This is a genomic window from Pseudomonas sp. 21LCFQ02 (assembly GCF_024129895.2).
Lineage (GTDB): Bacteria > Pseudomonadota > Gammaproteobacteria > Pseudomonadales > Pseudomonadaceae > Aquipseudomonas.
Map to the genome: position 1 here is coordinate 2,690,628 of NZ_CM178749.1, position 21,578 is coordinate 2,712,205.

The following is a 21,578-nucleotide window of genomic DNA, read 5'->3' on the forward strand; positions in this document are numbered from 1 at the left end:
TTTACAAGATGGCGGGATACAGTGTGCCAGAGGTGTCTATCAGCGGGACTCAGAACGCTGGCGCACTGCTGCGTCTGGCCTGCTTCAGATAAGCCAGCAACTCACGACTCGGCAGCGGCTTGCTGTAGTAGTAGCCCTGGCCTTCATGGCAACCCTCGGAGATGACGTAAGCTTCCTGCTCGGCGGTTTCCACCCCCTCGGCGATGACCTGCATGCCCAGGCTCTTGCCCAGCTGGATGATGGCGCGCACGATGGTCGCATCATCATCGTCATCGATCAGGTCTTGCACGAAGCTCTTGTCGATCTTGATCTTGTCCAGCGGCAGGCTCTTGAGGTAACTCAGTGATGAGTAACCGGTGCCGAAATCGTCGATGGCAATCAGGGCGCCGGAGCGGCGCAGGCTTAGCAGGTGTTGTGCGGCAGTGTTGATGTCTTCCATCAGGCCGGTTTCGGTGACCTCCAGCTCCAGGCTGCGTGGCGGCAGGCGGTAGATTTGCAGCAGGTTGTTGACCACCCGCGGCAGCTCGCTGTGGTGCAACTGTACGGTCGACAGATTGACTGCCATGCGCAGTTCGCAGAAGCCTTGATCGTGCCATTCACGCAACTGACGGCAGGCCTGGTCGAGCACCCATTCACCGATGGCGATGATCGTGCCGTTCTGTTCCGCCAGCGGAATGAACACATCAGGCGGGACCATGCCGTGTTCCGGGTGCTGCCAGCGGATCAGGGCTTCAACGCCCATGATCGAATGATCGCGATAGCTGACCTGTGGCTGATAGACCAGATACAGCTGGTTGCGCGGCAAGGCTTCGCGCAGGTCTTTTTCCAGTTCGCGGCGACGGCGCATTTCGCTGTCGACACTGGCGATATAGAACTGATAGCGGTTGCGTGAGCGGGTCTTGGCGAGGGTCATGGTCTGTTCGGCTTTTTGCAGCAGCTTTTCAGTGCTGTCGCCATCCTCTGGATAGAGGGTGATGCCGATGGTGGCGCGCAGGCGGATTTCCTGCTGTTCCAGCGCAAAGGGAGCTTCCAGGCCATCGAGAATGTTCTGAGCCAGCTCGGCGGCCTCATAGGGCTGTTCAATATCCGCCTGGACCAGTGCGAACTGGTCGCCGCCCAGCCTGGCCAGTGCCCCCAGCCGACCGCTGTGGGTCCGCAGACGATCAGCCAGGGCCAGCAGTAACTGGTCGCCAGCCTGATAGCTGAATTGCTCGTTGATACCCTTGAAGTCATCCAGGCCGACACAGAGCACCGCCACGCGGTGCTGCTGGCGGCCGGCGGCGTCCAGAATCTGATCCAGTTGCTGCTGCAATTGCAGGCGGTTGGGCAGCCCGGTGAGAAAGTCGTACTGGGCCATGCGTTGCAGGCTGTTTTCCGCCTCATGGCGCAGATGAGTATTGCGCTCTATGGAGGCCAGCAACTGGTTGGCAGTATTGATCCACAGGCCCAGCTCGTTTCTTTCGTGGCCTTTTAATTGAGGAAGCTGATGTTCGCTTGGCCGGTCAGGGTTGATCTCGGTCAGTGCCTCGATAATCTTCGATAGCGGTTTGGTGAGCATCCAGTGATAGACCAGATACAGCACCAACCCCATGGCCAGTGCGCGCAACGTCCCGGAGAGGAAGATGATCAAGGCGCTGGTCAGGAAGCTTTCACCATAGTGGGCGGTGTCAAGGGTGATGCGCAGGTCGCCGTAGTATTCACTGTACGGTGCACGGCCGGTCAGTTGGGTGGTGAAGCTGCGTTCCTGGCCAAGAATCAGGTCAGTCAGCCAACGGCTGGACGAACTTTTGAGGGGGCGTTCCTTTTCGGCCAGCAAGGTCTCGTTGGGGTGGCCGATTGAGGCCTGGCGCACCGAAGCGTCCTGAAACAGACCTTCAATGACCTGCATGCCCATTTCCCGGTCCAGGCTGTACACCGCTTGGGTCGACGGGTCGCGAAACATATCAAGGATGCGTTCGGCATCGGCGGCGACCGTCTGCCGCGTCTTGTAGGCATCGAAGACAATCTGGGCGCAACTCAACACAACGCCTACCAGCAGCGCTGAAAGCAGTACGACGCGCAAGAGCTTCACTGACAGGCTGTGTTTGAGTTCCAGCTTCAAGTGGTCATTCCTTAATCCGTTTCGGGAACCTAGCGTTCTTCGATAACCATTCGAACTGCCTGTGGTTCAAGGAGCGACTCATCAGGCTCGCCCACTCGCGACGTATGCCGACCGGTTTGCGGGAGTCGGGCATATCACTGTGTCGGACACACAGGTATGGAACTTGAGCGGGAACCAGCAAAATACAAAAAGTGACATTACTACGCTATCGCTTTCTGATGAGCTAAAAAGTGTGCCTCTATTCTAGTCTGTGACGGGCTGCTCAATCTTTTTCCCGTTTTTTTCATAACCCGCCTGCCAGAGCGTCCGGCGGTCACCGGTGTGCGCCAAGGCGCAAAAAAGGGTGCCAAAATGCGGACAACAAAAAACCCGGACGCGCCGGGTTTTTTTGTTGGGGGAGCGGGGAATCAGGCAGCGTACTGCTGAGCCACGAAGTCCCAGTTGACCAGGTTCCAGAACGCTTCAACGTACTTTGGACGCAGGTTGCGGTAGTCAATGTAGTAAGCGTGTTCCCAGACGTCGCAGGTCAGCAGCGGGGTGTCGCCGTTGGTCAGCGGGTTGCCGGCACCGATGGTGCTGGCCAGCGCCAGGCTGCCGTCGGCTTTCTTGACCAGCCAGCCCCAGCCGGAACCGAAGGTGCCGATGGTGACCTTGCTGAACTCTTCCTTGAATTTTTCGAAAGAGCCGAACGAGCTGTTGATGGCATCGGCCAGTGCGCCGGTAGGCTCGCCGCCGCCATTTGGCGACAGGCATTCCCAGTAGAAAGTGTGGTTCCAGACCTGGGCCGCGTTGTTGAAGATACCTCCCGAAGAAGTCTTGATGATTTCTTCCAGGGTCTTGCCTTCGAACTCGGTACCAGGGACCAGGTTGTTCAGGTTCACGACGTAGGTGTTGTGGTGCTTGTCGTGGTGAATTTCCAGGGTTTCAGCGGAAATGTGCGGCAGCAGTGCGTCTTTGGCATACGGCAGCGGCGGCAATTCAAAAGCCATGGTCTATCTCCTTTCAGGTCGAGTGCGTCAATCGCTGGGCCGCTCACGGTGCGGCCGTTCAACAACGTTGCGCCGGGAGTTTTCCACTCTTATGCGGCGCAGGTCCCGGATCATAGCACCGGGCCTGCGGCTTAACCACGTAACAACTGTATGGAATAGAGGTTCCGCTGGCGTATCCAATGCATCCTATAAACGATTCAAACATTGCGTACCAGTTGTATGGCGACACTGAACATCATCACCGCGACCATCAGGTCGACCAGCCGCCAGGTCGTTGGGCGGGCCAGCCAGGGCGCCAGCCATGCAGCCCCGATCGCCAGTGCGGAAAACCACATCAGCGATGCGCTGGCAGCGCCGGCAACATAAGCCCCCGGCACACTCTGCTGGGCCCCTAGCGAGCCGATCAACAGTACGGTATCGAGATACACATGGGGGTTAAGCAGTGTCACGGCCAGCGCGCTGAGCAGCACTGCCCGCCGCGAGCGCGTCCCCTGACCGGCACCGTGCGCCAGGCTCTGTCGGGCGCAGGCGCGGCGCAAGGCTTGCAAACCATACCAGGTGAGAAACAACACCCCGCCCCAACGGGCGACGGTCAGCAGGGTGGGGTTCTGCATCAGTACGCTGGCCAGACCGAACACGCCGACGGCGACCAGCACCGCATCGCAGAAGATGCACAGCAATGCCACCGGCACATGGTGCTCACGGCGCAATCCCTGGGCCAGAACAAAGGCATTCTGGGTGCCGATCGCCATGATCAGGCCGAGGGCGACCAGCAGGCCGTTAAAATAGCTTTGCCACATGATGAGAGTGTCCAGATCCGGGTTTTGACTGGCGATTCTGCGCAGATTGCCTGTATAAGAAAAATCAATCATCGTCATCACTCATTAGGAAAAATGATGTTCGATTACAAGCTTCTCGCGGCGCTGGCAGCAGTGGTCGAACAAGCCGGCTTCGAGCGCGCAGCGCAGGTGTTGGGGTTATCCCAGTCAGCTGTTTCACAACGCATCAAGCTGCTGGAGGCGCGCGTCGGTCAGCCGGTGCTGGTGCGCACTACGCCGCCGGGGCCAACCGATATAGGCCGGCGCCTGCTCAACCATGTCCAGCAGGTGCGCTTGCTGGAGCGCGACCTGCAAGGCCAGGTTCCCAGCCTGGATGAAGACGGCCTGCCCGAGCGGCTGCGTATCGCACTCAATGCCGATAGCCTGGCCACCTGGTGGGCGGCGGCGGTTGGTGAGTTCTGTATCGCCCATCGGTTGATGCTGGACCTGGTGGTCGAGGATCAGGAGGTGGGCCTCAAACGCATGCGCGCCGGCGAAGTGGCAGCCTGTGTGTGTGCCAGCGAGCGGCCGGTGGCCGGTGCCCGCAGCCTGCGGCTGGGTTCAATGCGCTACCTGGCGTTGGCCAGCCCGCGCTTTATCGCCCGGCATTTTCCCGATGGCATCGAAGCGGCGAAGCTGATTCAGGCACCGGTGCTGGTCTTCGGCCCTGACGATACCTTGCAGCATCGCTATCTGGCCTCACTTGGTCTGCACGACAGTTTCGAGCATCATTTGTGCCCGTCCTCGGAAGGCTTCGTGCGTATGCTGGAGGCCGGACTGGGGTGGGGGCTGGTGCCTGATCTGCAAGTGGTCGAACAGTTGCGCGGCGGGCAACTGGTGGATCTGTTGCCCGGGCACAGTATCGAAGTGCCGCTGTACTGGCATCACTGGCGCAATGGCGGCCAGTTTCTGAACCGGCTTACCGAGCATCTGGCCCGACAGTCTGGCCAGTGGCTGGTGCCGTGATGGCGTTATAGAGCGTCACTGCACCCTTGTTTTAGGTTTCTCTCCAGGTTTGGGTTGAAAGGATAGGTAGATGAAGATTCTGGTCACCGGCGCGGGCGGCTTCATTGGCGGGCGCTTTGCGCGGTTCGCTCTGGAGCAGGGGCTCGACGTACGGGTCACTGCCAGGCGCAGTGAGGCCGTTGAGCAACTGATCAGCCTGGGGGCCGAGTTCATGCCCGCTGATCTGGCTGATGCCGAGCGGGTCAGGGCGCTGTGCAAGGAGGTCGATAGCGTTGTGCATTGCGCCGGTGCGGTGGGCTTCTGGGGGCGGCGCCAGGCGTTCATGCAGGCCAACGTGCAATTGACCGAAAATGTGGTCGAAGCCTGCCTGAAAGAAAAAGTCCGGCGGCTGGTCCATCTGTCTTCGCCGTCGATCTGTTTTGATGGGCGCTCGCACCGCGGTCTCAAGGAAGATCAGGTGCCGCGGCGGTTTGCCAATGCCTATGCCGCCACCAAGTACCTGGCGGAGCAAAAGGTCTTCGGCGCCCAAGAGTTTGGTTTGCAGACCATCGCCCTGCGTCCCCGGCTGGTGACGGGCGCTGGCGATCACAGTATCTTTGCGCGACTGATAAAAATGCAGGCCAAGAACCGCCTGGCGATCGTCGGTAACGGTTTGAACGTGGCGGATTTCACCAGCATCGGCAACCTCAACCAGGCATTGCTGCGTTGCCTTGAAGTCGGCAATGCGGCCCTGGGGCAGGTCTACAACATCAGCAACGGTCAGCCGGTGCCGCTCTGGGATGCGATCAACTACGTCATGCGCCAGATGCAGTTACCGCAGGTCAGGCGCTACCGCTCTGTCGGACTGGCCAGCAGTATGGCGATGCTCAACGAGGCCGTGTGCCTGCTTTGGCCTGGCCAGCCGGAACCCACGATGTCACGTCTGGGGGTGCAGATGATGAGCAAGGATTTCACCCTAGATATCAGCCGTGCCCGGCATTATCTGGGTTATGACCCGCAGATCAGCCTGTGGTCGGCGCTCGATGAGTTCTGTGCCTGGTCAAAGGCGGGGCATCTGTATCAAGGCTATTAACCGTAGCGCCGTATTCGGGCATTTATACTGCCTCGGGCTGGACCACTTTAAGGATTGAGTATGCGTAACGATCCACACGACGACATCGATGACATCCCCAGCCTGAGTGCCAGGGATGATGACGATGACGACTTCGTAACGGCCAAAGGCGCCCGTGAGCGCACCACGGTGTATTCCCGTGACACGCCAGTGGTCAAGGTCAGGCCCGCCAGCACCGGTGCGCTTTGGGCGCTGATAGGCGCGCTGGTAATCGCTTTTTGTGGCCTGGGTTGGTGGAGCTTTCAGCAGATTTCGCTGATGGAGCAGCAACTGGTGGCAACCCAGGAGAGCTTTGCCAGGATCAGCGAAGACGCGGCAGGCCGCCTGCAGGATATCTCCGGCAAGATGGTGGCCACCGAAGCGCTGAGCAGCGATGGCGAAGTCCTCAAGCAGCGTCTGGGCCTGCTGGAAGCGCAACTGCAAGACCAGGAAAAACAGCGCGAAAGCACCGAGGGCCAGCAGGGCAGCCTGGACAAGCGCCTTGAGCAGCTAGGTGGCCAAGCGACCCAGCAGCAGAGCGAACTGAGCCAGCTGCAGGAGCAGCTCAAGACGTTGCTGGCCGACCTTAACGCGTTCAAGACCGCCTTGCCCGAACAACTCAAGGCGGCGCAAGGCGATCAGGGCAAGCTCGACACCCAGCTCAAGGCGCTGGCTGCCGACGTAGCAGCGTTGAAGAAGCAGGGCAGTTCCACGGCTGCCATCGAGCGTCTGGAGCAGGAACTGCTGGTGCTCAAGAGCGAGCAGGAGAACCGTCCGGCGCCGAGCGCTGGCAATGGTCCGAATAACGCCGAGTTCGATGCGTTCCGCACTCAGGTCACCCGTAACATCAATGCCTTGACCAGCCAGGTGCAGAATCTGTCGCAGCGCATCGGGTCCGGGCAGTGATGGGCCCGCAAGCATTGAATTGATTGCAGTAATTGGCGGTGCGTTACATATGTAGCGCACCGTGTCAGACAGGGTGTTTTATCGTGCGGCCATCCTCAACCAGATGGAGCTTCACGATGAAAGGACCCAGTGCAATCAACCGCTTCAATAAACGCCTCGCCCCGCGCATACCACCTGGCAAGCCCAAACCGTCTGTTTCGCCGACGCCTGCGCCGCCCAAACCCAGGGCTGCGACCGGCCAGCCGCCCAGGCCCCTGCCGCCAGGGGGCAGGCCAACCCCTGGCACTCAGCGTCCTGGTAGCCAGACGCCAGATTCCGCCATTGTCGGGACCCGCCTTGTCATCCCGCCAAAACCGGAAAACAGGGCGCCGGTGCCTGCACCGCGCAAGGCACCCCCCCGCTCGATCACCACGCCGGGCATGCTGCCCATGGTCAGCGGTACGCCGCATAACCGGCTGGATGCCTCGACGCTGCCTGAATTGCCTGCCCGCCCGGCGCCGCTGGAAAACGTTCTGAACGTTACCGGTATCCTGGCCAATGCAGCGACAGTGGCTGGTGTGTTGTATCCGGTTGGCAGTGTCTTTCCTGACAGCGACACCGTGGTGTTACCCGATGGTGTCGTTATCGACAAGCAGGCTCAGGCCGCCACCCACCCCAATGGGGCGGTGCAATATGCCGACGGCACCCTCCTGCACCCCGACGGGATCAGGCAGTACCCCAATGGCGATATTGAAAATCCGGACGGTAGCTGGCGCAAGCAGGGCGGGCCGATCTTTTACCCCGATGCCAATGGCCTTGACCGCTGGCTGTACCCGGACGGCACCGTGACCGATGTCGAAGGCAATGAGCTGGGGGTGATCGACCCTGCCCAGGTGGCAGCCCTGTTCGAGGCTGTCGTGTGATCAAAGGCGCGGGTAGTCGATGTAGCCAACCGGACCTTTGCCGTAGAAAGTCTGCGGGTTGGCCTGGTTTAGCGGGGCATCCTGCGCCAGCCGCTCGGTCAGGTCCGGGTTGGCGATAAACGGCACGCCAAAGGCCACGGCATCCGCCTTGCCGCTTTCGAGCCAGGCGGTGGCGCTGGCTTTGGTGAATTTCTCATTGGCGATGTACACCCCGCCAAAATCCTTTTTCAGGCGCGGCCCCAGGCTGTCGGCAGCTTCGTGCTCGCGCGAGCAGATAAAGGCGATGCCGCGCTTGCCCAGTTCTTTCGCCACATAGCTGAAGGTTTCGGTCAGGTTGTCATCGCCCATGTCGTGAGCATCGGCACGCGGTGCCAGATGCACACCGACCCGGCCTGCGCCCCAGACTTCGATCAGCGCATCGGTGACTTCCAGCAGCAGGCGTGCACGATTTTCCAGCGAACCGCCGTAGCGATCAGTGCGCAGGTTGGTGCTGGTTTGCAGGAACTGGTCGATCAGGTAACCGTTGGCGGCATGCAGTTCGACACCGTCAAAGCCTGCGGCCTTGGCGTTCTCTGCACCACTGCGATAGGCGTCGATGATGTCGCCGATTTCGGCCGGTTCCAGGGCGCGCGGTGTCGGGTAGTCTGCCTGCGGGCGTAACAGGCTCACATGGCCGGCTGGCTGAACCGCGCTGGGCGCCACCGGGGCTTCACCGTTCAGATAAGAGGGGTGCGAGATGCGCCCGACATGCCACAACTGCACCACGATACGGCCACCGGCGCCGTGCACCGCTTTGGTGATATTGCTCCAGCCGCGCACCTGGTCGCTGGACCAGATGCCGGGGGTGTCAGGGTAGCCCACGCCCATCGGCGTTACGGAAGTGGCTTCGCTGATGATCAGGCCCGCCGAGGCCCGCTGCACGTAATACTCGGCCATCATTGCATTGGGTACCCGGCCTTCGTCGGCGCGGCAACGGGTCAATGGGGCCATGATGATGCGGTTGGGCAGTTGCAGCTCGCCCACGGTGATCGGGTCAAAGAGTGTAGTCATGCACGAAACCCTCTAATGGTTAATCTGTTGGTTTTTCAAAACACGCTGTTCAGCCCGGGTTGTCGAGCTCTTGAACCAACGCGGCAATGAACGCCTGGATGGTGTCTTCATTGCGTTTGAAGAAATGCCACTGGCCGGCCTTTTTGCTGATGATCAGGCCGGCGCGTTGCAAGGTGGCAAGGTGCGCAGACACGGTCGATTGCGAAAGCCCGGTGCGCTGATCGATTTGCCCGGCGCATACGCCATGCTCATGGCAATGTTGCTGGGACGGAAAAAACGCCTCGGGGGTCTTGAGCCACACGAGAATGTCGCGGCGGACCGGGTGGGCCAGGGCTTTGATGATTTCGTCGAGGTCGATGTTCAGGGTCATTTTGAGAGTGCTGCGGTGCGTCTCGGTAGCGAGAACCATATATCGTTGTATCGCGATGTACAAATATCCAGAGTGACTAAGTACGGCATAAATCGGTATATCGGGTTATGACGATATAGAGGTGACCCTGGCGCTAAACCGGCGTAGGCTTGCAGCCATGAACTACCTCGCACATCTTCATGTTGGCGGTCAGCGTCCAGCGCAACTGCTTGGCAGCCTGTACGGTGATTTCGTCAAAGGAACCCTGGCCGGGCGTTTTGCTCCGGAGCTGGAGGCTTCGATTCGCCTGCATCGACGCATCGATGTCTTTACTGACCAGCACCCTTTGATCAAGGCAGCATTGGCCCGGTTCACTGAAGGCAATCGGCGCTATGCCGGGATCGCGCTGGATGTGTTCTTCGACCATTGCCTGGCCCGCGATTGGGCTCAGTATGCCGATGAGTCGCTGGATGACTTTACCGGCAAGGTCTATGGTCTGTTGGCTGCCGAGCCCGACTTGCCAGAGCGGCTGGCGTTGGTGGCACCGCGCATGGCGGCGCAGGACTGGTTGGGGTCATACCGCGATTATGAGGTCGTTGAGGCGGCCTTGAGTGGCATCGCCCGGCGCCTGTCGCGGCCTGCGGGCCTTTACGAAGCCATGCGTGAGTTGCCTGGCTTGTACCGGCCCTTGAGCGCCGACTTCAAGACCTTCTACCCATACTTGCAGGCATTTGCTCAGGCCGCTTTGGCCGACGAGGCGGCGACGGTGACGTCTTCGCTGGTCGTACCGAACAGCGCGTGCTGAACCGCCTGTTGCGCCTGGTAGGCCAGGGCGGCACGTTCCTGGCCGCTACTGGCAATCGGCTTGAGCAGGTGAATATGCACGTCGCTCTGTGGGTTGGCGAACAGGCGGCGGATGTGTGACAGCAGGTCATCATCACCGATAAACGGCGCAATCGGATCGGGTTGGCCATCGCGGCGGTATTCAATGGCCACCGGCTGCAGAGCCACTTCAGCTTCTATGGCACTGGCCAGCAAACGACCATGGAAGGTGCGCAAGGCGCGGCCATCGGTGGTGGTGCCCTCCGGGAAAATCATCAGCGGGCTGCCTTGTTGCAGCAAGCCGCTCATCTGGCGTTGCACCAGGCGGCTGTCACCGGCGCCGCGGCGGATGAACAGGGTGCCGGCCTTGAGCGCCAGCCAGCCGGCGATGGGCCAGGTGCGTACCTCGGCCTTGGACAGAAACGACAGCGGGGTCAGTTGGCCCAGCAGTGGAATATCGGTCCATGACACGTGATTGCAGACCCACAGCATCGGCTCGCGGGGCAACTCACCGTGTACCGTCACGCGAAACGGCAGGGCGTTGCTCAGACGTGCCATGAACCAGCGGCTGCAGTTCTGCCGCAGACGCATGGAGCCGCCGAGCCTGAGGCGTTCGAGTGTCGCCACCAGCGTTGCCAGCAGCAGGCCGGCGCCGATCACCAGCAACACCCGGGCCACGCGCGCAAGGCTGCGCAGCCGGCTCATTACACGGCCGCCTTGAAATGGCGGGCGTAGCGCGGGCAGAGCTCATCGCGCTTGAGCAGGATGAACACGTCGGCCACCTGGAAATCCTGATCCCAGCATGGCTCGCCGCAGATCTTCGCGCCCAGCCGCATATAGGCCTTGAGCAAGGGCGGCATTTCGCAGATCACGTTGCCAGGTACATCCATGCTCGGCAGCGGGGTCTTGGGTTCGGCGCGCAGGTGTTCGGTGCACAGGTAGCGCTCGCGCAGCCGCTGCATGATCGCGTGGGCCTGTACGCCGCCGTCCTGCATCGGGATGCTGGCACACCCCATCAGGTAGCTGTAGCCGCCTTCGTTGAGCACTTCGGCCAGTTCGCTCCACAGCACGGCAATAGTGCCGCCGTTGCGGTAGGCCGGGTCGACACAGGTGCGCCCCAGTTCCAGGATCGGGCCTTGCAGATGGGCCAGGCCATGCAGGCTGAATTCTTCTTCGCTGTAGAAGCGTCCCAGCGTGCTGGCGGCTTTGTGATCCAGCAGGCGGGTGGTGGCCACCAGGCGCCCGGTGTTCAAGTCGCGTACGCCGATGTGCATGCAGTGGACATCATAGTCATCGACGTCCAGGCCCTGTTCAGCGCCTTTGAGCCGGGCGTTGAACTCTTCGCTGAATACGCTGAAGCGCAGTGCCTGGGCTTCGAGCAGGGCGCGTGGCCCGGCCAGGCGTTCGGCCTGCAGACGACGTTCGGAACTGTTGTCACGGATGCGGGCAATCTGGGTCATGCGAACTCTCCGGGAGCCAGCCATGCAAGGGGCCGGTCGACTGATTTGTCCAAGCGCATTGCTGTACTTGCAGGCTAGGGAGGTGCCGTGTCATGCCCGTGAAGATTTGGTGATGCTTGTGTTACGGCGCATTTCCTTGTCTTGACGAATCGGTTTTGTCATCAAAAGTTGCTAACGTCGCGCAAACCTCCAGTGGAACATTCCCTCATGGCAGCTCGCCTGGTCAGGCTCGGCCTGCTTCTTGTCTTGAATGTCGCCTGCGCTTTCAGCCATGCCGAGCAGTGGCCAGATGCGCAGTGGAGCCGCGCGCCTGTGGTGGCAACGCCGGCCCTTGGGGGGCTTGAAAGCTACGCGTTCCCTGCACGTGACGAGGTTGAGCGCAAAGGCGTGCGCAGCGATGCCTTACTGGTCATCCGTGACGGGCAGATCGTCTACGAACGTTATGCCGGGGTGACCGGCGTGAACACACCACACCTGACCTGGTCGGTGAGCAAGAGTGTGCTGGCCACCTTGCTGGGCGTGGCATTCGGTGAAGGCCGGTTGCGCTTGCAGGACCCTGTCGCAAGATTTTATCCGCCGTTCAAGGCGCACCCGGATGTCACCCTGGCCGACCTGCTGCATTGGTCATCGGGACTCGACTGGCAGGAAGACTACGAGTACGCGCCGCTCAACTCTTCGGTGGTGGCGATGCTCTACACCCGTGGCCGGCAAGACATGGCCGGTTTTACCGCCAGCCATGCCAAGGCCTGGGCGCCAGGTACTGCATGGCGCTACTCCAGTGGTGACAGCAATGTGCTGGCGGCAGCATTGAAGGGCATGGTCGGCGAGCAGGCTTACCCCGACTACCCGTGGACGGCGCTGTTCGAGCCGCTGGGCATTAGCAGTGCGGTGTGGGAGCGCGATGCCAGCGGCACCTTTGTCGGTTCGTCCTACCTGTACATGACCGCCCGCGACCTGGCCCGGATCGGCTTGCTGATGCAGCGGTCCGGGCGCTGGCAGCAGCGACAGTTGGTGCCTCAGGCCTGGGTCGATTTTGTCCTGGCGCCCTTCGCCGGTCATAACGCCGAGGCGGGCAGCGAAGTCATTGGCGGGCATTGGTGGCTCAACCGCACCGCGTCCGGTGCTGCCGGGCCGTGGCCACAGGCACCGGCTGATACCTTTGCCGCGCTGGGGCATTGGGGGCAGGCCTTGTATGTGATCCCCAGTGCCGGGCTGGTAGTGGTGCGTTATGGCGACGACCGGGACGGCAGCTATCAGCACGCTGAACTCTTGAACCATGTACTGGCCGCGTTTGGCCCGCAGGCCCGCCCATGAGCCGTCAGAAAAACCTGATCCGCCGCCATCCGTTATTGAGCATGGTGCTGCCGGTGCTGCCGGTGCTGATCGTGCTGGCGGTCTGGGCATGGCAGCATCGGGTCGCGCTCCAGGTGTTTCCCGACATCATCAGTGCCTACACTGCCAAGGAGTACTGTTCGTGCCGCTATGTCACGGGCAACCCTGCCCAATACTGTCGCAGCTATGTGAAACAGTACCTGCCCGCCACCTTGCAGGAAGATCAGGCAACCCGTACCGTGACCGCCAGTGGCCTGGGGCGTAGCAGTCGGGCCATGTGGCTGGGGCAGCGACAGGGCTGTCGTCTGCTGTAGTTCTGGTAGCGAACCGGGCGGTTTGCCTGTGGTCTGACAGGCACAGACAAGCCACCTCAAGGTGGCTGTCACTGCCTTTCTTTGCGGAGTCTGCATGCTCGAACGCCTTTGTCTTTTGCCCGCCCAGGCCAACGGGTATCCAGACAATGAATCCTTACGGTTGCCATTTACCGCAGGCCTCGATGCGCCGCGTTTCACGATGCCGGTGGGCGCCATGCTGATGTTCGCGGCGCACTGAGCATGGGCGGTGCGATTTTTCCGTGGCGCAAGGACAATCAGTTCGAACTGCTGATCGACGGTCCGGTATTTTTCCCACGCATGCTGGCCGCCATCGACAGCGCTGTGCAGCAGGTCGATCTGGAGTTGTATCTGGTCGAGGCGGGCGCGTGTGCCGAAACCGTGGTGCAGGCGCTGACGGCTGCCGCGCAGCGTGGGGTTATCGTTCGTTGTCTGTTCGATGGCTATGGTGCCCAGGCGTTTGGTAACGACTTGCGCCAGCGTCTGGAGAGTGCCGGGGTTATCCTGCGCTTCTACAACCCGATACGCTGGCAGCGTGGTTTGCGTAACTTCTACCGTGATCACCGCAAATTGCTGTTGGTCGACAAGCGCTTGGCGGTAGTCGGTGGTACCGGGGTCACTGATGAGTTCTGGGAGCCGCACAAACCGGTCAGCCAGTGGCATGAGGTGATGGTGCAGGTTCAGGGGCCGCTGGTGATCGACTGGCAGGCGTTGTTCGACCGGCAGTTTCACGTCAACGAACGGCGCACCGCCTGGCGACCCGAGCAGAATTTCGGCCTCACCCATTTACCCAGGGTACCGACCTCCGGGCAGGGCTTGGGGCGGGTGGCCTATGCCGATGCCCGCCAGCACCGTGACATTGTCCAGTCACTGGTCCGCGCCCTGCACAGCGGCCAGCGCCGTATCTGGCTGGCGACGCCGTATTTTCTACCGACCTGGCGCGTACGCCGGGCCTTGCGCAAGGCGGCGCTGCGTGGCGTGGACGTGCGCCTGTTGCTGACCGGGCCGCGCACTGATCATCCTTCGGTACGCTACGCAGGTCATCGTTACTACCCAAGACTGCTGCGCGCCGGGGTGAAAATCTTCGAGTACCAGCCGTGCTTCCTGCACCTGAAAATGGTGTTGATCGACGACTGGACCAGCATTGGCTCGTGCAACTTCGACCACTGGAACCTGCGCTTCAACCTGGAAGCCAATGTCGAAGCCATCGACCCGGTCCTCACCGCACAAGTCAGTGCCAGCTTCACCGCCGACTTTGCCAACAGCGCACAGGTCACCCTGGCTGACTGGAAATCCCGGCCACTGTGGCGGCGAGTCAAGCAGCGGGTCTGGGGCTGGCTGGACCGGCTGGTGGTCAATTTGCTGGACCGGCGTGGTTGAACCGAAGTTGCCTGATGAGCTATGCCGTTGCCATCGCCCACGTTTTTAGAGGTGGCGCGGGATCGCTCCTGCACGGCATTGCAGCCGGCAGGTCAATCAATTGAGCCTTCTCCCTCTCGGCATTGCCGATGGCCACCAGTTCACCGATCAAGACACGCCTGACCATGCGCATTGTCCCGAGTGGTCTAGCTGATCGCTTTTGGCAGCAACACCACCAGTGTTGCCAGCACTATCCTGTTGCTCGGCCACGCCCGATAACCTGACGGACCTGACCAGAAGGGAGAAGGGCTTGTCATCCCTGACACTTTTCCAGCACTGCGGCGCCAGTGTGCGGGCTGCCACGGCGCAGGTCTACTGACAGAAATGACAGGCCCTGACGGGCGGGCATAAAAAAGCCCGGCCATTTCTGGCCGGGCTCTACTCTGACGCAGTGCTTACTGCACCTCTACCGCCAGGCTGTCGCTGATCTTTTTCTGCCAGATCGCGGGACCGGTGATGTGCACCGACTCACCCTTGCTGTCCACCGCAACGGTGACCGGCATGTCCTTGACCTCGAACTCGTAGATCGCTTCCATGCCTAGCTCGGCGAAGGCAACCACTTTCGATTTGCGAATCGCCTGGGCCACCAGGTAAGCCGCGCCGCCGACCGCCATCAGGTAAACCGCTTTGTGATCCTTGATCGCGTCGATGGCAGCAGGGCCGCGCTCGGACTTGCCGATCATGCCCAGCAGGCCGGTCTGCTCAAGGATCTGACGGGTGAATTTGTCCATCCGCGTTGCGGTGGTCGGGCCAGCCGGGCCTACCACTTCTTCACGAACCGGGTCGACCGGACCGACGTAGTAAATGAAGCGACCCTTGAGGTCCACCGGCAGGCTTTCGCCCTTGTTGAGCATCTCGACCATGCGCTTGTGCGCGGCATCGCGGCCGGTGAGCATCTTGCCGTTGAGCAGCACGGTTTCGCCTGGCTGCCAGCTCTGTACTTCTTCCGGGGTCAGTGTGTCGAGGTTCACGCGGCGGGCCGACGGACCGGCTTCCCAGACGATTTCCGGGTAGGCGTCCAGCGACGGGGCTTCCAGTTCGGCCGGGCCGGAACCGTCGAGCACGAAGTGCGCGTGACGGGTGGCGGCGCAGTTGGGGATCATGCACACCGGCAGGGAAGCGGCGTGGGTCGGGTAGTCCATGATCTTGACGTCGAGCACGGTGGTCAGGCCGCCCAGCCCCTGGGCACCGATGCCCAACTGGTTGACCTTCTCGAACAGCTCCAGGCGGATCTCTTCGATGCGGTTCTGCGGGCCGCGGGCCTTGAGCTCGTGGATGTCGATGGATTCCATCAACACTTCCTTGGCCATCACTGCCGCTTTCTCTGCGGTGCCGCCGATGCCGATACCCAGCATGCCCGGTGGGCACCAGCCAGCACCCATGGTGGGTACGGTTTTCAGGACCCAGTCAACGATCGAGTCGGATGGGTTGAGCATGGCCATCTTCGACTTGTTTTCCGAGCCGCCGCCTTTGGCTGCAACGTCCACCTCGACGGTATTACCCGGCACGATGGAGTAATGAATGACCGCCGGAGTGTTGTCCTTGGTATTTTTGCGGCTACCGGCCGGGTCGGCCAGGATCGAGGCGCGCAGGACGTTTTCCGGCAGGTTGTAGGCGCGGCGTACGCCTTCGTTGATCATGTCGTCGACGCTCAGCGTCGCGCCATCCCAGCGCACGTCCATGCCCACGCGCACAAACACGGTCACGATACCGGTGTCCTGGCAGATCGGCCGGTGGCCGGTGGCGCACATGCGCGAGTTGATCAGGATCTGGGCAATGGAGTCGCGCGCTGCCGGAGACTCTTCACGCAGATAGGCTTCATGCATCGCCTGGATGAAGTCCACGGGATGGTAGTAGGAAATGAACTGCAGGGCGTCGGCAACGCTCTGTATCAGGTCGTCTTGCTTGATCACGGTCATGCAGCGCGCTCCTCTTCAGGGTCGGGAACATTGATTACGCTAATCGGCGTGGCGCTGGCGGCAGGTTAGAGCCGGTCCAGTGCGTTCGGGCTCACGTCGTAGCGGGCGCAAAAGGCGCGGCAGTATAACCCGCCCGGCCAGCCAACCTGTACAATCGCCGATATTTTTACCGGTGGTGTCAGGAATTCTCGATGCCCAATCTGCGAGTTGGTGAGCGGCGCTGGCCGGTCGATGTTGCCAGTAACCTGCTCGATGCACTGCATCAGGCCGGGATTGCCATTCCTTACAGTTGCCGGGCAGGCAGTTGCCATGCCTGCCTGGTGCGTTGCCTTGAAGGCGAGCCGCTGGATGCGCGCCCCGAGGCGCTGGCCGCCGCCAAACGAGAGCAGGGCTGGCGCCTGGCTTGTCAGTGTCGGGTGGTTGCCGACCTTGCCGTGGAAGTCTTCGACCCCTTGAAAGACGGCATGCCGGCGCAGGTCATCGGCTGTGACTGGCTCAGCGCCAACCTGTTGCGTCTGCGTCTGGAACCGCAGCGTATGCAACGCTATCGCGCCGGGCAGCATCAAGTGCTGTGGAGTGCCAACGGCATCGCTCGACCATACTCACTGGCCAGCCTGCCCGGCGAAGACCCCTTTCTCGAATTTCATATCGATTGCCGCCATCGCGGGGCTTTTTGTTCGGCTGCGCGTCAGTTGCAGCCTGGCGATCATCTGCGCCTGGGTGAGTTGCGCGGCGGCGCGTTGCACTATGACCTGGACTGGCAGGAGCGACCCCTATTGTTGCTGGCGGCTGGCAGTGGCCTCGGGCCGTTGTGGGGGGTGTTGCGCGAGGCCTTGCGTCAGCAGCACCAAGGCAGCATTCAGGTTATCCATCTGGCGCATGACAGCACCGAGCACTATCTGGCCGATGATTTGCGTCAGCTTGAGCAGCTGCATCCGCAGCTGCAGGTGCGGCTGGTCACTGCGGTCGACTTGCAGGCAGCGTTGGCTGAGCTGCGTTTGTTGGCGCGTCAGGCCGTGGCATTGGTCTGTGGCAGCGCCGTCAGTGCCGAGACCTTTGCCAAGAGTCTTTACCTGGCCGGGGTCGCCCGTAACCGGGTACTGACGGATGTGTTTCTGGGGGCGGGCGATACGGTGCGCTGAGTGCGCATGAAAAAGCCCCGGTCGCTCACGCGCCGGGGCTTTTTTCTACAACGTGCAGCCGTCTCAGACCAGCGGGTCGCCAACGTGCAGGATCTTCATGCCGTTGGTGCCACCGATGGTGTGGTAGCTGTCGCCCTTGGTCAGGATGACCCAGTCGCCTTGCTCGACCAGCCCGCGCTTGAGCAGCTCGTCTACCGCAGCCTGGCTGACCTGGCCTGGCGGCAGTGAAGCCGGATCGAACGGGATGGTGTACACGCCGCGGAACATGGCCGCACGGGCCTGAGTATCGCGGTGTGGAGAGAAGGCGAAGATCGGTACCGACGAGCGAATCCGCGACATGATCAGCGGGGTGTAGCCGCTTTCGGTCAGGGCGATGATCGCTTTTACGCCAGGGAAATGGTTGGCGGTGTACATCGCGGCCAGCGCAATGCTCTCGTCGCAACGGGTGAAGGTTTCGCCGATGCGGTGCTTGGAGCTTTTGCCGGTTGGGTGACGTTCAGCACCCAGGCAGATACGTGCCATGGCCTGGACGGCTTCGACCGGGTAGGAGCCGGCGGCACTTTCTGCCGACAGCATTACCGCGTCGGTGTAGTCGAGCACGGCGTTGGCCACGTCGGAGACTTCGGCGCGGGTCGGCATCGGGCTGGTGATCATCGACTCCATCATTTGCGTGGCGACGATCACAGCCTTGTTGTGGGTGCGCGCATGGGCAATGATTTTCTTCTGCACGCCAACCAGTTCGGCGTCGCCGATTTCCACGCCCAGGTCGCCACGGGCAACCATGACTGCATCGCTGGCGCGAATCAGTGCATCGAGGGTTTCATCGTTGGCAACGGCTTCGGCGCGTTCGATCTTGGCCACCAGCCAGGCAGTGCCGCCGGCTTCATCGCGCAGCTGACGAGCGTATTCCATGTCTGAGGCGTCACGCGGGAACGACACGGCCAGGTAGTCCAGGTCCATCTCGGCGGCCAGCTTGATGTCACGCTTGTCTTTGTCGGTCAGGGCCGGCGCAGTCAGACCGCCACCGAGGCGGTTGATGCCTTTATGGTCCGAAAGCGGGCCGCCGACCTGTACGGTGCAGTGCAGATCAGTGGCGGTCTGGGTATCGACACGCATGACCACGCGGCCGTCGTCCAGCAGCAGTACGTCACCCACGCCACAGTCTTTGACCAGGTCCGGGTAGTCGATACCGACGATTTCCTGGTTGCCATCGGTCAGCGGGTGAGCGGTGGAGAAAGTGAACTTGTCACCGACCTTGAGCTCGATACGCTTGTCGGTAAATTTGGCGATACGAATCTTCGGACCTTGCAGGTCGCCCAGCAGTGCGACGAAGCGGCCGTGTCTGGCAGCGATCTCGCGGATCAGCTTGGCGCGAGCCTTGTGCTCGTCCGGGGTGCCATGGGAGAAGTTGAGGCGGGCAACATCCAGACCCGAGAGGATCAGTTGCTCGATGACTTCCGGCGAGTTACTCGCAGGGCCCAGTGTGGCGACGATTTTGGTACGGCGAACGGTCATGCACAAACTCCTTGATTGAAGCGCAGCGAGAGGCTACTCCTCTCTGGACCTGTAGTCATTGTTCCTTTGCACTACCTTGCTGTCATCAGACAGGGCAATCGTCTGACAGCTGGTTGATCAGGCGGGCTGAAGAAATTTGCATTGCCGCCGATATCAGGCACAGAACAGGAGATGACCCATGCGTATCTTGATGATTATCGTGTTGCTGGCCGCCGTCAGTGGTTGTACCCGTTGGGCGATGAACTCCAACCTCAACAGTGCTTACCGCGCCTATGACCGTGGCGACTGCGACAGTGCGCTGTTGTCCTTGTCCAAGGTGGATCGACAAAGCCGGGCGCGCCGTTATGTGCAGCCTGAGGTGTCGATGCTGCGTGGCCAGTGTCTGGAAAAACAAAAACTGTATGTCGATGCCGCGCAGACCTATCTGTTCATCATCAACCAGTATCCGGGCAACGAATATGCGTTCCGTGCCAGGGCGCGGCTCGATACGCTGGCGCAACTGGGCCACTACCCGCAACGTGAGCCGGCGAAAACTTTTCCTGCTTCACGCTAGTTACACCCGATTGGATGATTGGTACTGTAATCGGGTGGATCTAAATATAAATTGCGCTAGTCTGTGTGTTAACGGAGTGAAAGGGCTGAAAAGCCCTGCATCCAGGGATTTTCATGCAGCGGGCCGGGGCACTCGTGCAGCGTTTACAACGTCATCATGAATGCCACCCGTGGTCATTGAAGGGGCTGCCATGCTTAAGGACAGAAGAATAGAACGGCACGAGCTGCAGTATTTTCTCCAGGTGTTCAATCGGTATACCGATCGACCCATGGGGTGTCTGGGCAACGTCTCCGAAGATGGATTGATGCTCATCAGCGATTTGCCGATGCTGGTGGGCGGGCGCTTCGACCTGCGTCTGAAAGTGCCGTCGGGCAACGACGGCTTTCGAATGGTCGATGTCAGTGCGACGTGCCAGTGGTGTCACGAGGACGTGACGCCGGGTTGTTATGACTCGGGGTTTCATATCCAGGAAGCGCCGCAGGAGTACTTCGATCTGATGCACAGCCTGCAGCATTATTTCAGCTTCTATCCTCTGGAAGCTTCAGCCTGATCGACAGCAGGCATGGGAGTGCGGCGTTATAGAACGCCGCCTTTCTTCAATCCCAGATAGCGGTTTATCAAATGCGCGCCGAGTTCTTCGGGGCGTACATCGATCACGGGTATCCCTAGCGCTTCGAGACGCTCGTGCAGGCTATTGCGAGCGTTGAGAAAGTCGACCGCACCACAGTAGGCCAGCGCCTGATCGTAGCGCTCGACCTGTTCTTCACGCAGGCGGTCCAGCACACTTTCGCGCAGGCTGGCGATCAGCACCCGGTGACGTTGGCCCAGTTGCCGTACGGCGCACAGCAGTTGTTCATCATCTTCATCGTGCAGGTTGGTGACCAGAATCACCAGGGCACGGCGTTTCTGCCTGCTCAATAGCTGCTGTACAGCGGCGTTGTAGTCAGCGGGGCGCCGGGTACTCTGCAGGTCGAACAGCGCGTTGAGCAACAGGTTCAACTGGCGCTGGCCCTTGCCGGGCGGCAGGTGGCGTTGCTGTTCGCCGGCAAAGGTCGACAGGCCGACTGCGTCGCCATGGCGCAGGGCGATGTGGCTGAGGAGCAGGCAGGCATTGAGGCCGTGATCGAAGTGCGCCAGCTCATCGTCCTGGCTGCGCATGCGCCGTCCGCAATCGAGCATCAGCATGATCTGCTGATCGCGCTCGTCCTGATATTCGCGGGCTATCGGTGTGCGATGCCGGGCAGTGGCTTTCCAGTCGATCTGCCGCAGGCTGTCGCCTTCACGAAACTCCCGTAACTGATGAAATTCCTGGCCCAGGCCACGGCGTTGCAATTGGCGCACACCGATCTGACTCAACCAGTTTTCGATACCCTGCAGCGGTCCGTCATAAAGACGGGCAAAGTCGGGATAGACCTTGACGGGGTCAGGCAGGGCCAGGTAACGGCGGCTTTCCCAGAGCCGCAGCGGGCTGTGCAGGATCACCTCGCAGCGTTCGAAGTTGAAGCGCCCGCGTTGCAGCGGACGCAAACGCCAGTTCAGGCGTGCCGTCTGCTGAGGGGGCAAGTTCAGGTTTTGTGGCAGGTGTTCAAATTCCAGCCCGTCCGGTACATGGTCGAAGATGCGCAGTTGCATGACTGTGCCGGCGTCGTGTTGCACCTCCAGTTGCACGTCGCTCCAGCGCCGCAGCGCCAGGCTGGCGGGCATATGCCGCTGCAGCCGCGGGGAGGGCAGGCGCGCAACCCGTACGGCGTCGAGCAAGGCGATGCCAAGCAGCGCCAGCAAGGTCGCCCAGTAGAGGGTGATGGCGAGTTCGGGAACCCTGATCGCCAGCGCAGACAGTATGCCCGGCACCAGAGCCAGGCTTGCCAGCAGGGCAAGCGCGCCCAACAGGCGCAGCGCAGGTCGCAGTCGCT

At 61.2% G+C, this 21,578-nt stretch carries 22 protein-coding genes; 12 read left to right on the forward strand and 10 right to left on the reverse strand.

All coding sequences use genetic code 11. The features are described 5' to 3' along the window. Window positions 1-49: 49 nt before the first annotated feature. From NJC40_RS11935 to NJC40_RS11945, 3 genes are all read right to left on the reverse strand, one after another. Window positions 50-2,101: a putative bifunctional diguanylate cyclase/phosphodiesterase gene (locus NJC40_RS11935; RefSeq protein ID WP_045488129.1), complete on the reverse strand. Its 2,052-nt coding sequence runs from the start codon at window positions 2,099-2,101 to the stop codon at window positions 50-52. 407 nt (window positions 2,102-2,508) lie between these two features. Continuing rightward, complete coding sequence (locus NJC40_RS11940; RefSeq protein ID WP_045488132.1) at window positions 2,509-3,090, reverse strand: superoxide dismutase; 582 nt, start codon at window positions 3,088-3,090, stop codon at window positions 2,509-2,511. A 197-nt stretch (window positions 3,091-3,287) separates the two neighbouring features. Further along, window positions 3,288-3,890 (reverse strand): LysE/ArgO family amino acid transporter, encoded by a 603-nt coding sequence (locus NJC40_RS11945; protein WP_253139258.1) that lies wholly within the window; start codon window positions 3,888-3,890, stop codon window positions 3,288-3,290. 93 nt (window positions 3,891-3,983) lie between these two features. Here NJC40_RS11945 and NJC40_RS11950 point away from each other — a divergent pair, with 93 nt between their 5' ends. The 4 genes from NJC40_RS11950 (at window position 3,984) to NJC40_RS11965 (ending at window position 7,772) form a co-directional block, all read left to right on the forward strand. Then, window positions 3,984-4,874, forward strand: a complete 891-nt coding sequence (locus NJC40_RS11950; RefSeq protein ID WP_253113159.1) for a LysR family transcriptional regulator ArgP — start codon at window positions 3,984-3,986, stop codon at window positions 4,872-4,874. A 70-nt stretch (window positions 4,875-4,944) separates the two neighbouring features. Continuing rightward, complete coding sequence (locus tag NJC40_RS11955; RefSeq protein WP_045488136.1) at window positions 4,945-5,946, forward strand: NAD-dependent epimerase/dehydratase family protein; 1,002 nt, start codon at window positions 4,945-4,947, stop codon at window positions 5,944-5,946. A 60-nt stretch (window positions 5,947-6,006) separates the two neighbouring features. Beyond that, the gene (locus NJC40_RS11960) at window positions 6,007-6,870 is read left to right on the forward strand and encodes an ATPase (protein WP_253139256.1); all 864 of its coding nucleotides are present in this window, start codon (window positions 6,007-6,009) and stop codon (window positions 6,868-6,870) included. Window positions 6,871-7,241: 371 nt separating this feature from the next. Continuing rightward, window positions 7,242-7,772 (forward strand): hypothetical protein, encoded by a 531-nt coding sequence (locus NJC40_RS11965; protein WP_253139254.1) that lies wholly within the window; start codon window positions 7,242-7,244, stop codon window positions 7,770-7,772. Here the strand turns inward: NJC40_RS11965 and NJC40_RS11970 are convergent, their stop codons facing one another. Together NJC40_RS11970 and NJC40_RS11975 are read right to left on the reverse strand one after the other, a co-directional pair. Further along, entirely contained in the window at window positions 7,773-8,822 is a 1,050-nt protein-coding gene (locus NJC40_RS11970; protein WP_253139252.1) for an alkene reductase, read from the reverse strand. 49 nt (window positions 8,823-8,871) lie between these two features. After that, window positions 8,872-9,186, reverse strand: coding sequence for an ArsR/SmtB family transcription factor (locus NJC40_RS11975; RefSeq protein ID WP_253139513.1), 315 nt, complete (start codon window positions 9,184-9,186; stop codon window positions 8,872-8,874). A 163-nt stretch (window positions 9,187-9,349) separates the two neighbouring features. On the opposite strand from NJC40_RS11975, the gene NJC40_RS11980 reads away from it, so the two are divergent. Continuing rightward, window positions 9,350-9,976 carry an acyl carrier protein phosphodiesterase gene (locus NJC40_RS11980; protein ID WP_045488143.1) on the forward strand — a complete coding sequence of 209 codons (627 nt, stop codon included), beginning with the start codon at window positions 9,350-9,352 and terminating at the stop codon, window positions 9,974-9,976. Here NJC40_RS11980 and NJC40_RS11985 read toward each other — a convergent pair. Beyond that, window positions 9,907-10,698, reverse strand: coding sequence for a lysophospholipid acyltransferase family protein (locus NJC40_RS11985; RefSeq protein ID WP_045488146.1), 792 nt, complete (start codon window positions 10,696-10,698; stop codon window positions 9,907-9,909). The genes NJC40_RS11980 and NJC40_RS11985 overlap by 70 nt on opposite strands. Then, entirely contained in the window at window positions 10,698-11,453 is a 756-nt protein-coding gene (olsB, locus tag NJC40_RS11990; RefSeq protein WP_045488149.1) for an L-ornithine N(alpha)-acyltransferase, read from the reverse strand. Before olsB ends, NJC40_RS11985 begins: the two co-directional genes overlap by 1 nt. A gap of 207 nt (window positions 11,454-11,660) precedes the next feature. Between olsB and NJC40_RS11995 the strand changes: the two genes are divergently transcribed. The 4 genes from NJC40_RS11995 to NJC40_RS12010 all read left to right on the forward strand — a co-directional run bounded on the left by NJC40_RS11995 (window position 11,661) and on the right by NJC40_RS12010 (window position 14,497). Beyond that, window positions 11,661-12,767 (forward strand): serine hydrolase domain-containing protein, encoded by a 1,107-nt coding sequence (locus NJC40_RS11995; protein ID WP_045488152.1) that lies wholly within the window; start codon window positions 11,661-11,663, stop codon window positions 12,765-12,767. Further along, entirely contained in the window at window positions 12,764-13,099 is a 336-nt protein-coding gene (locus NJC40_RS12000; protein WP_253139250.1) for an amidase, read from the forward strand. The genes NJC40_RS11995 and NJC40_RS12000 overlap by 4 nt, the downstream gene beginning before the upstream one ends. A gap of 94 nt (window positions 13,100-13,193) precedes the next feature. Then, window positions 13,194-13,337, forward strand: a complete 144-nt coding sequence (locus NJC40_RS12005) for a hypothetical protein (RefSeq protein ID WP_158497587.1) — start codon at window positions 13,194-13,196, stop codon at window positions 13,335-13,337. 2 nt (window positions 13,338-13,339) lie between these two features. Continuing rightward, on the forward strand, window positions 13,340-14,497 hold the full coding sequence (locus tag NJC40_RS12010) for a phospholipase D-like domain-containing protein (protein WP_253139248.1): 1,158 nt from the start codon (window positions 13,340-13,342) through the stop codon (window positions 14,495-14,497). 434 nt (window positions 14,498-14,931) lie between these two features. On the opposite strand, the gene NJC40_RS12015 is transcribed toward NJC40_RS12010, so the two are convergent. Next, window positions 14,932-16,455 carry a fumarate hydratase gene (locus NJC40_RS12015; RefSeq protein ID WP_253113185.1) on the reverse strand — a complete coding sequence of 508 codons (1,524 nt, stop codon included), beginning with the start codon at window positions 16,453-16,455 and terminating at the stop codon, window positions 14,932-14,934. A gap of 191 nt (window positions 16,456-16,646) precedes the next feature. On the opposite strand from NJC40_RS12015, the gene NJC40_RS12020 reads away from it, so the two are divergent. Then, window positions 16,647-17,597 carry an iron-sulfur-binding ferredoxin reductase gene (locus tag NJC40_RS12020; RefSeq protein ID WP_253139245.1) on the forward strand — a complete coding sequence of 317 codons (951 nt, stop codon included), beginning with the start codon at window positions 16,647-16,649 and terminating at the stop codon, window positions 17,595-17,597. A gap of 63 nt (window positions 17,598-17,660) precedes the next feature. On the opposite strand, the gene pyk is transcribed toward NJC40_RS12020, so the two are convergent. After that, complete coding sequence (gene pyk / locus NJC40_RS12025) at window positions 17,661-19,112, reverse strand: pyruvate kinase (RefSeq protein ID WP_253139242.1); 1,452 nt, start codon at window positions 19,110-19,112, stop codon at window positions 17,661-17,663. 178 nt (window positions 19,113-19,290) lie between these two features. Between pyk and NJC40_RS12030 the strand changes: the two genes are divergently transcribed. Both NJC40_RS12030 and NJC40_RS12035 read left to right on the forward strand, forming a co-directional pair. Beyond that, window positions 19,291-19,665, forward strand: coding sequence for a tetratricopeptide repeat protein (locus tag NJC40_RS12030; protein WP_045488169.1), 375 nt, complete (start codon window positions 19,291-19,293; stop codon window positions 19,663-19,665). A gap of 190 nt (window positions 19,666-19,855) precedes the next feature. Beyond that, on the forward strand, window positions 19,856-20,215 hold the full coding sequence (locus NJC40_RS12035; RefSeq protein ID WP_045494355.1) for a PilZ domain-containing protein: 360 nt from the start codon (window positions 19,856-19,858) through the stop codon (window positions 20,213-20,215). A gap of 26 nt (window positions 20,216-20,241) precedes the next feature. Here the strand turns inward: NJC40_RS12035 and NJC40_RS12040 are convergent, their stop codons facing one another. After that, a complete protein-coding gene (locus NJC40_RS12040; RefSeq protein ID WP_253139511.1) occupies window positions 20,242-21,573 on the reverse strand; it encodes a DUF58 domain-containing protein in 1,332 nt (443 codons plus the stop codon). Window positions 21,574-21,578: the final 5 nt, after the last annotated feature.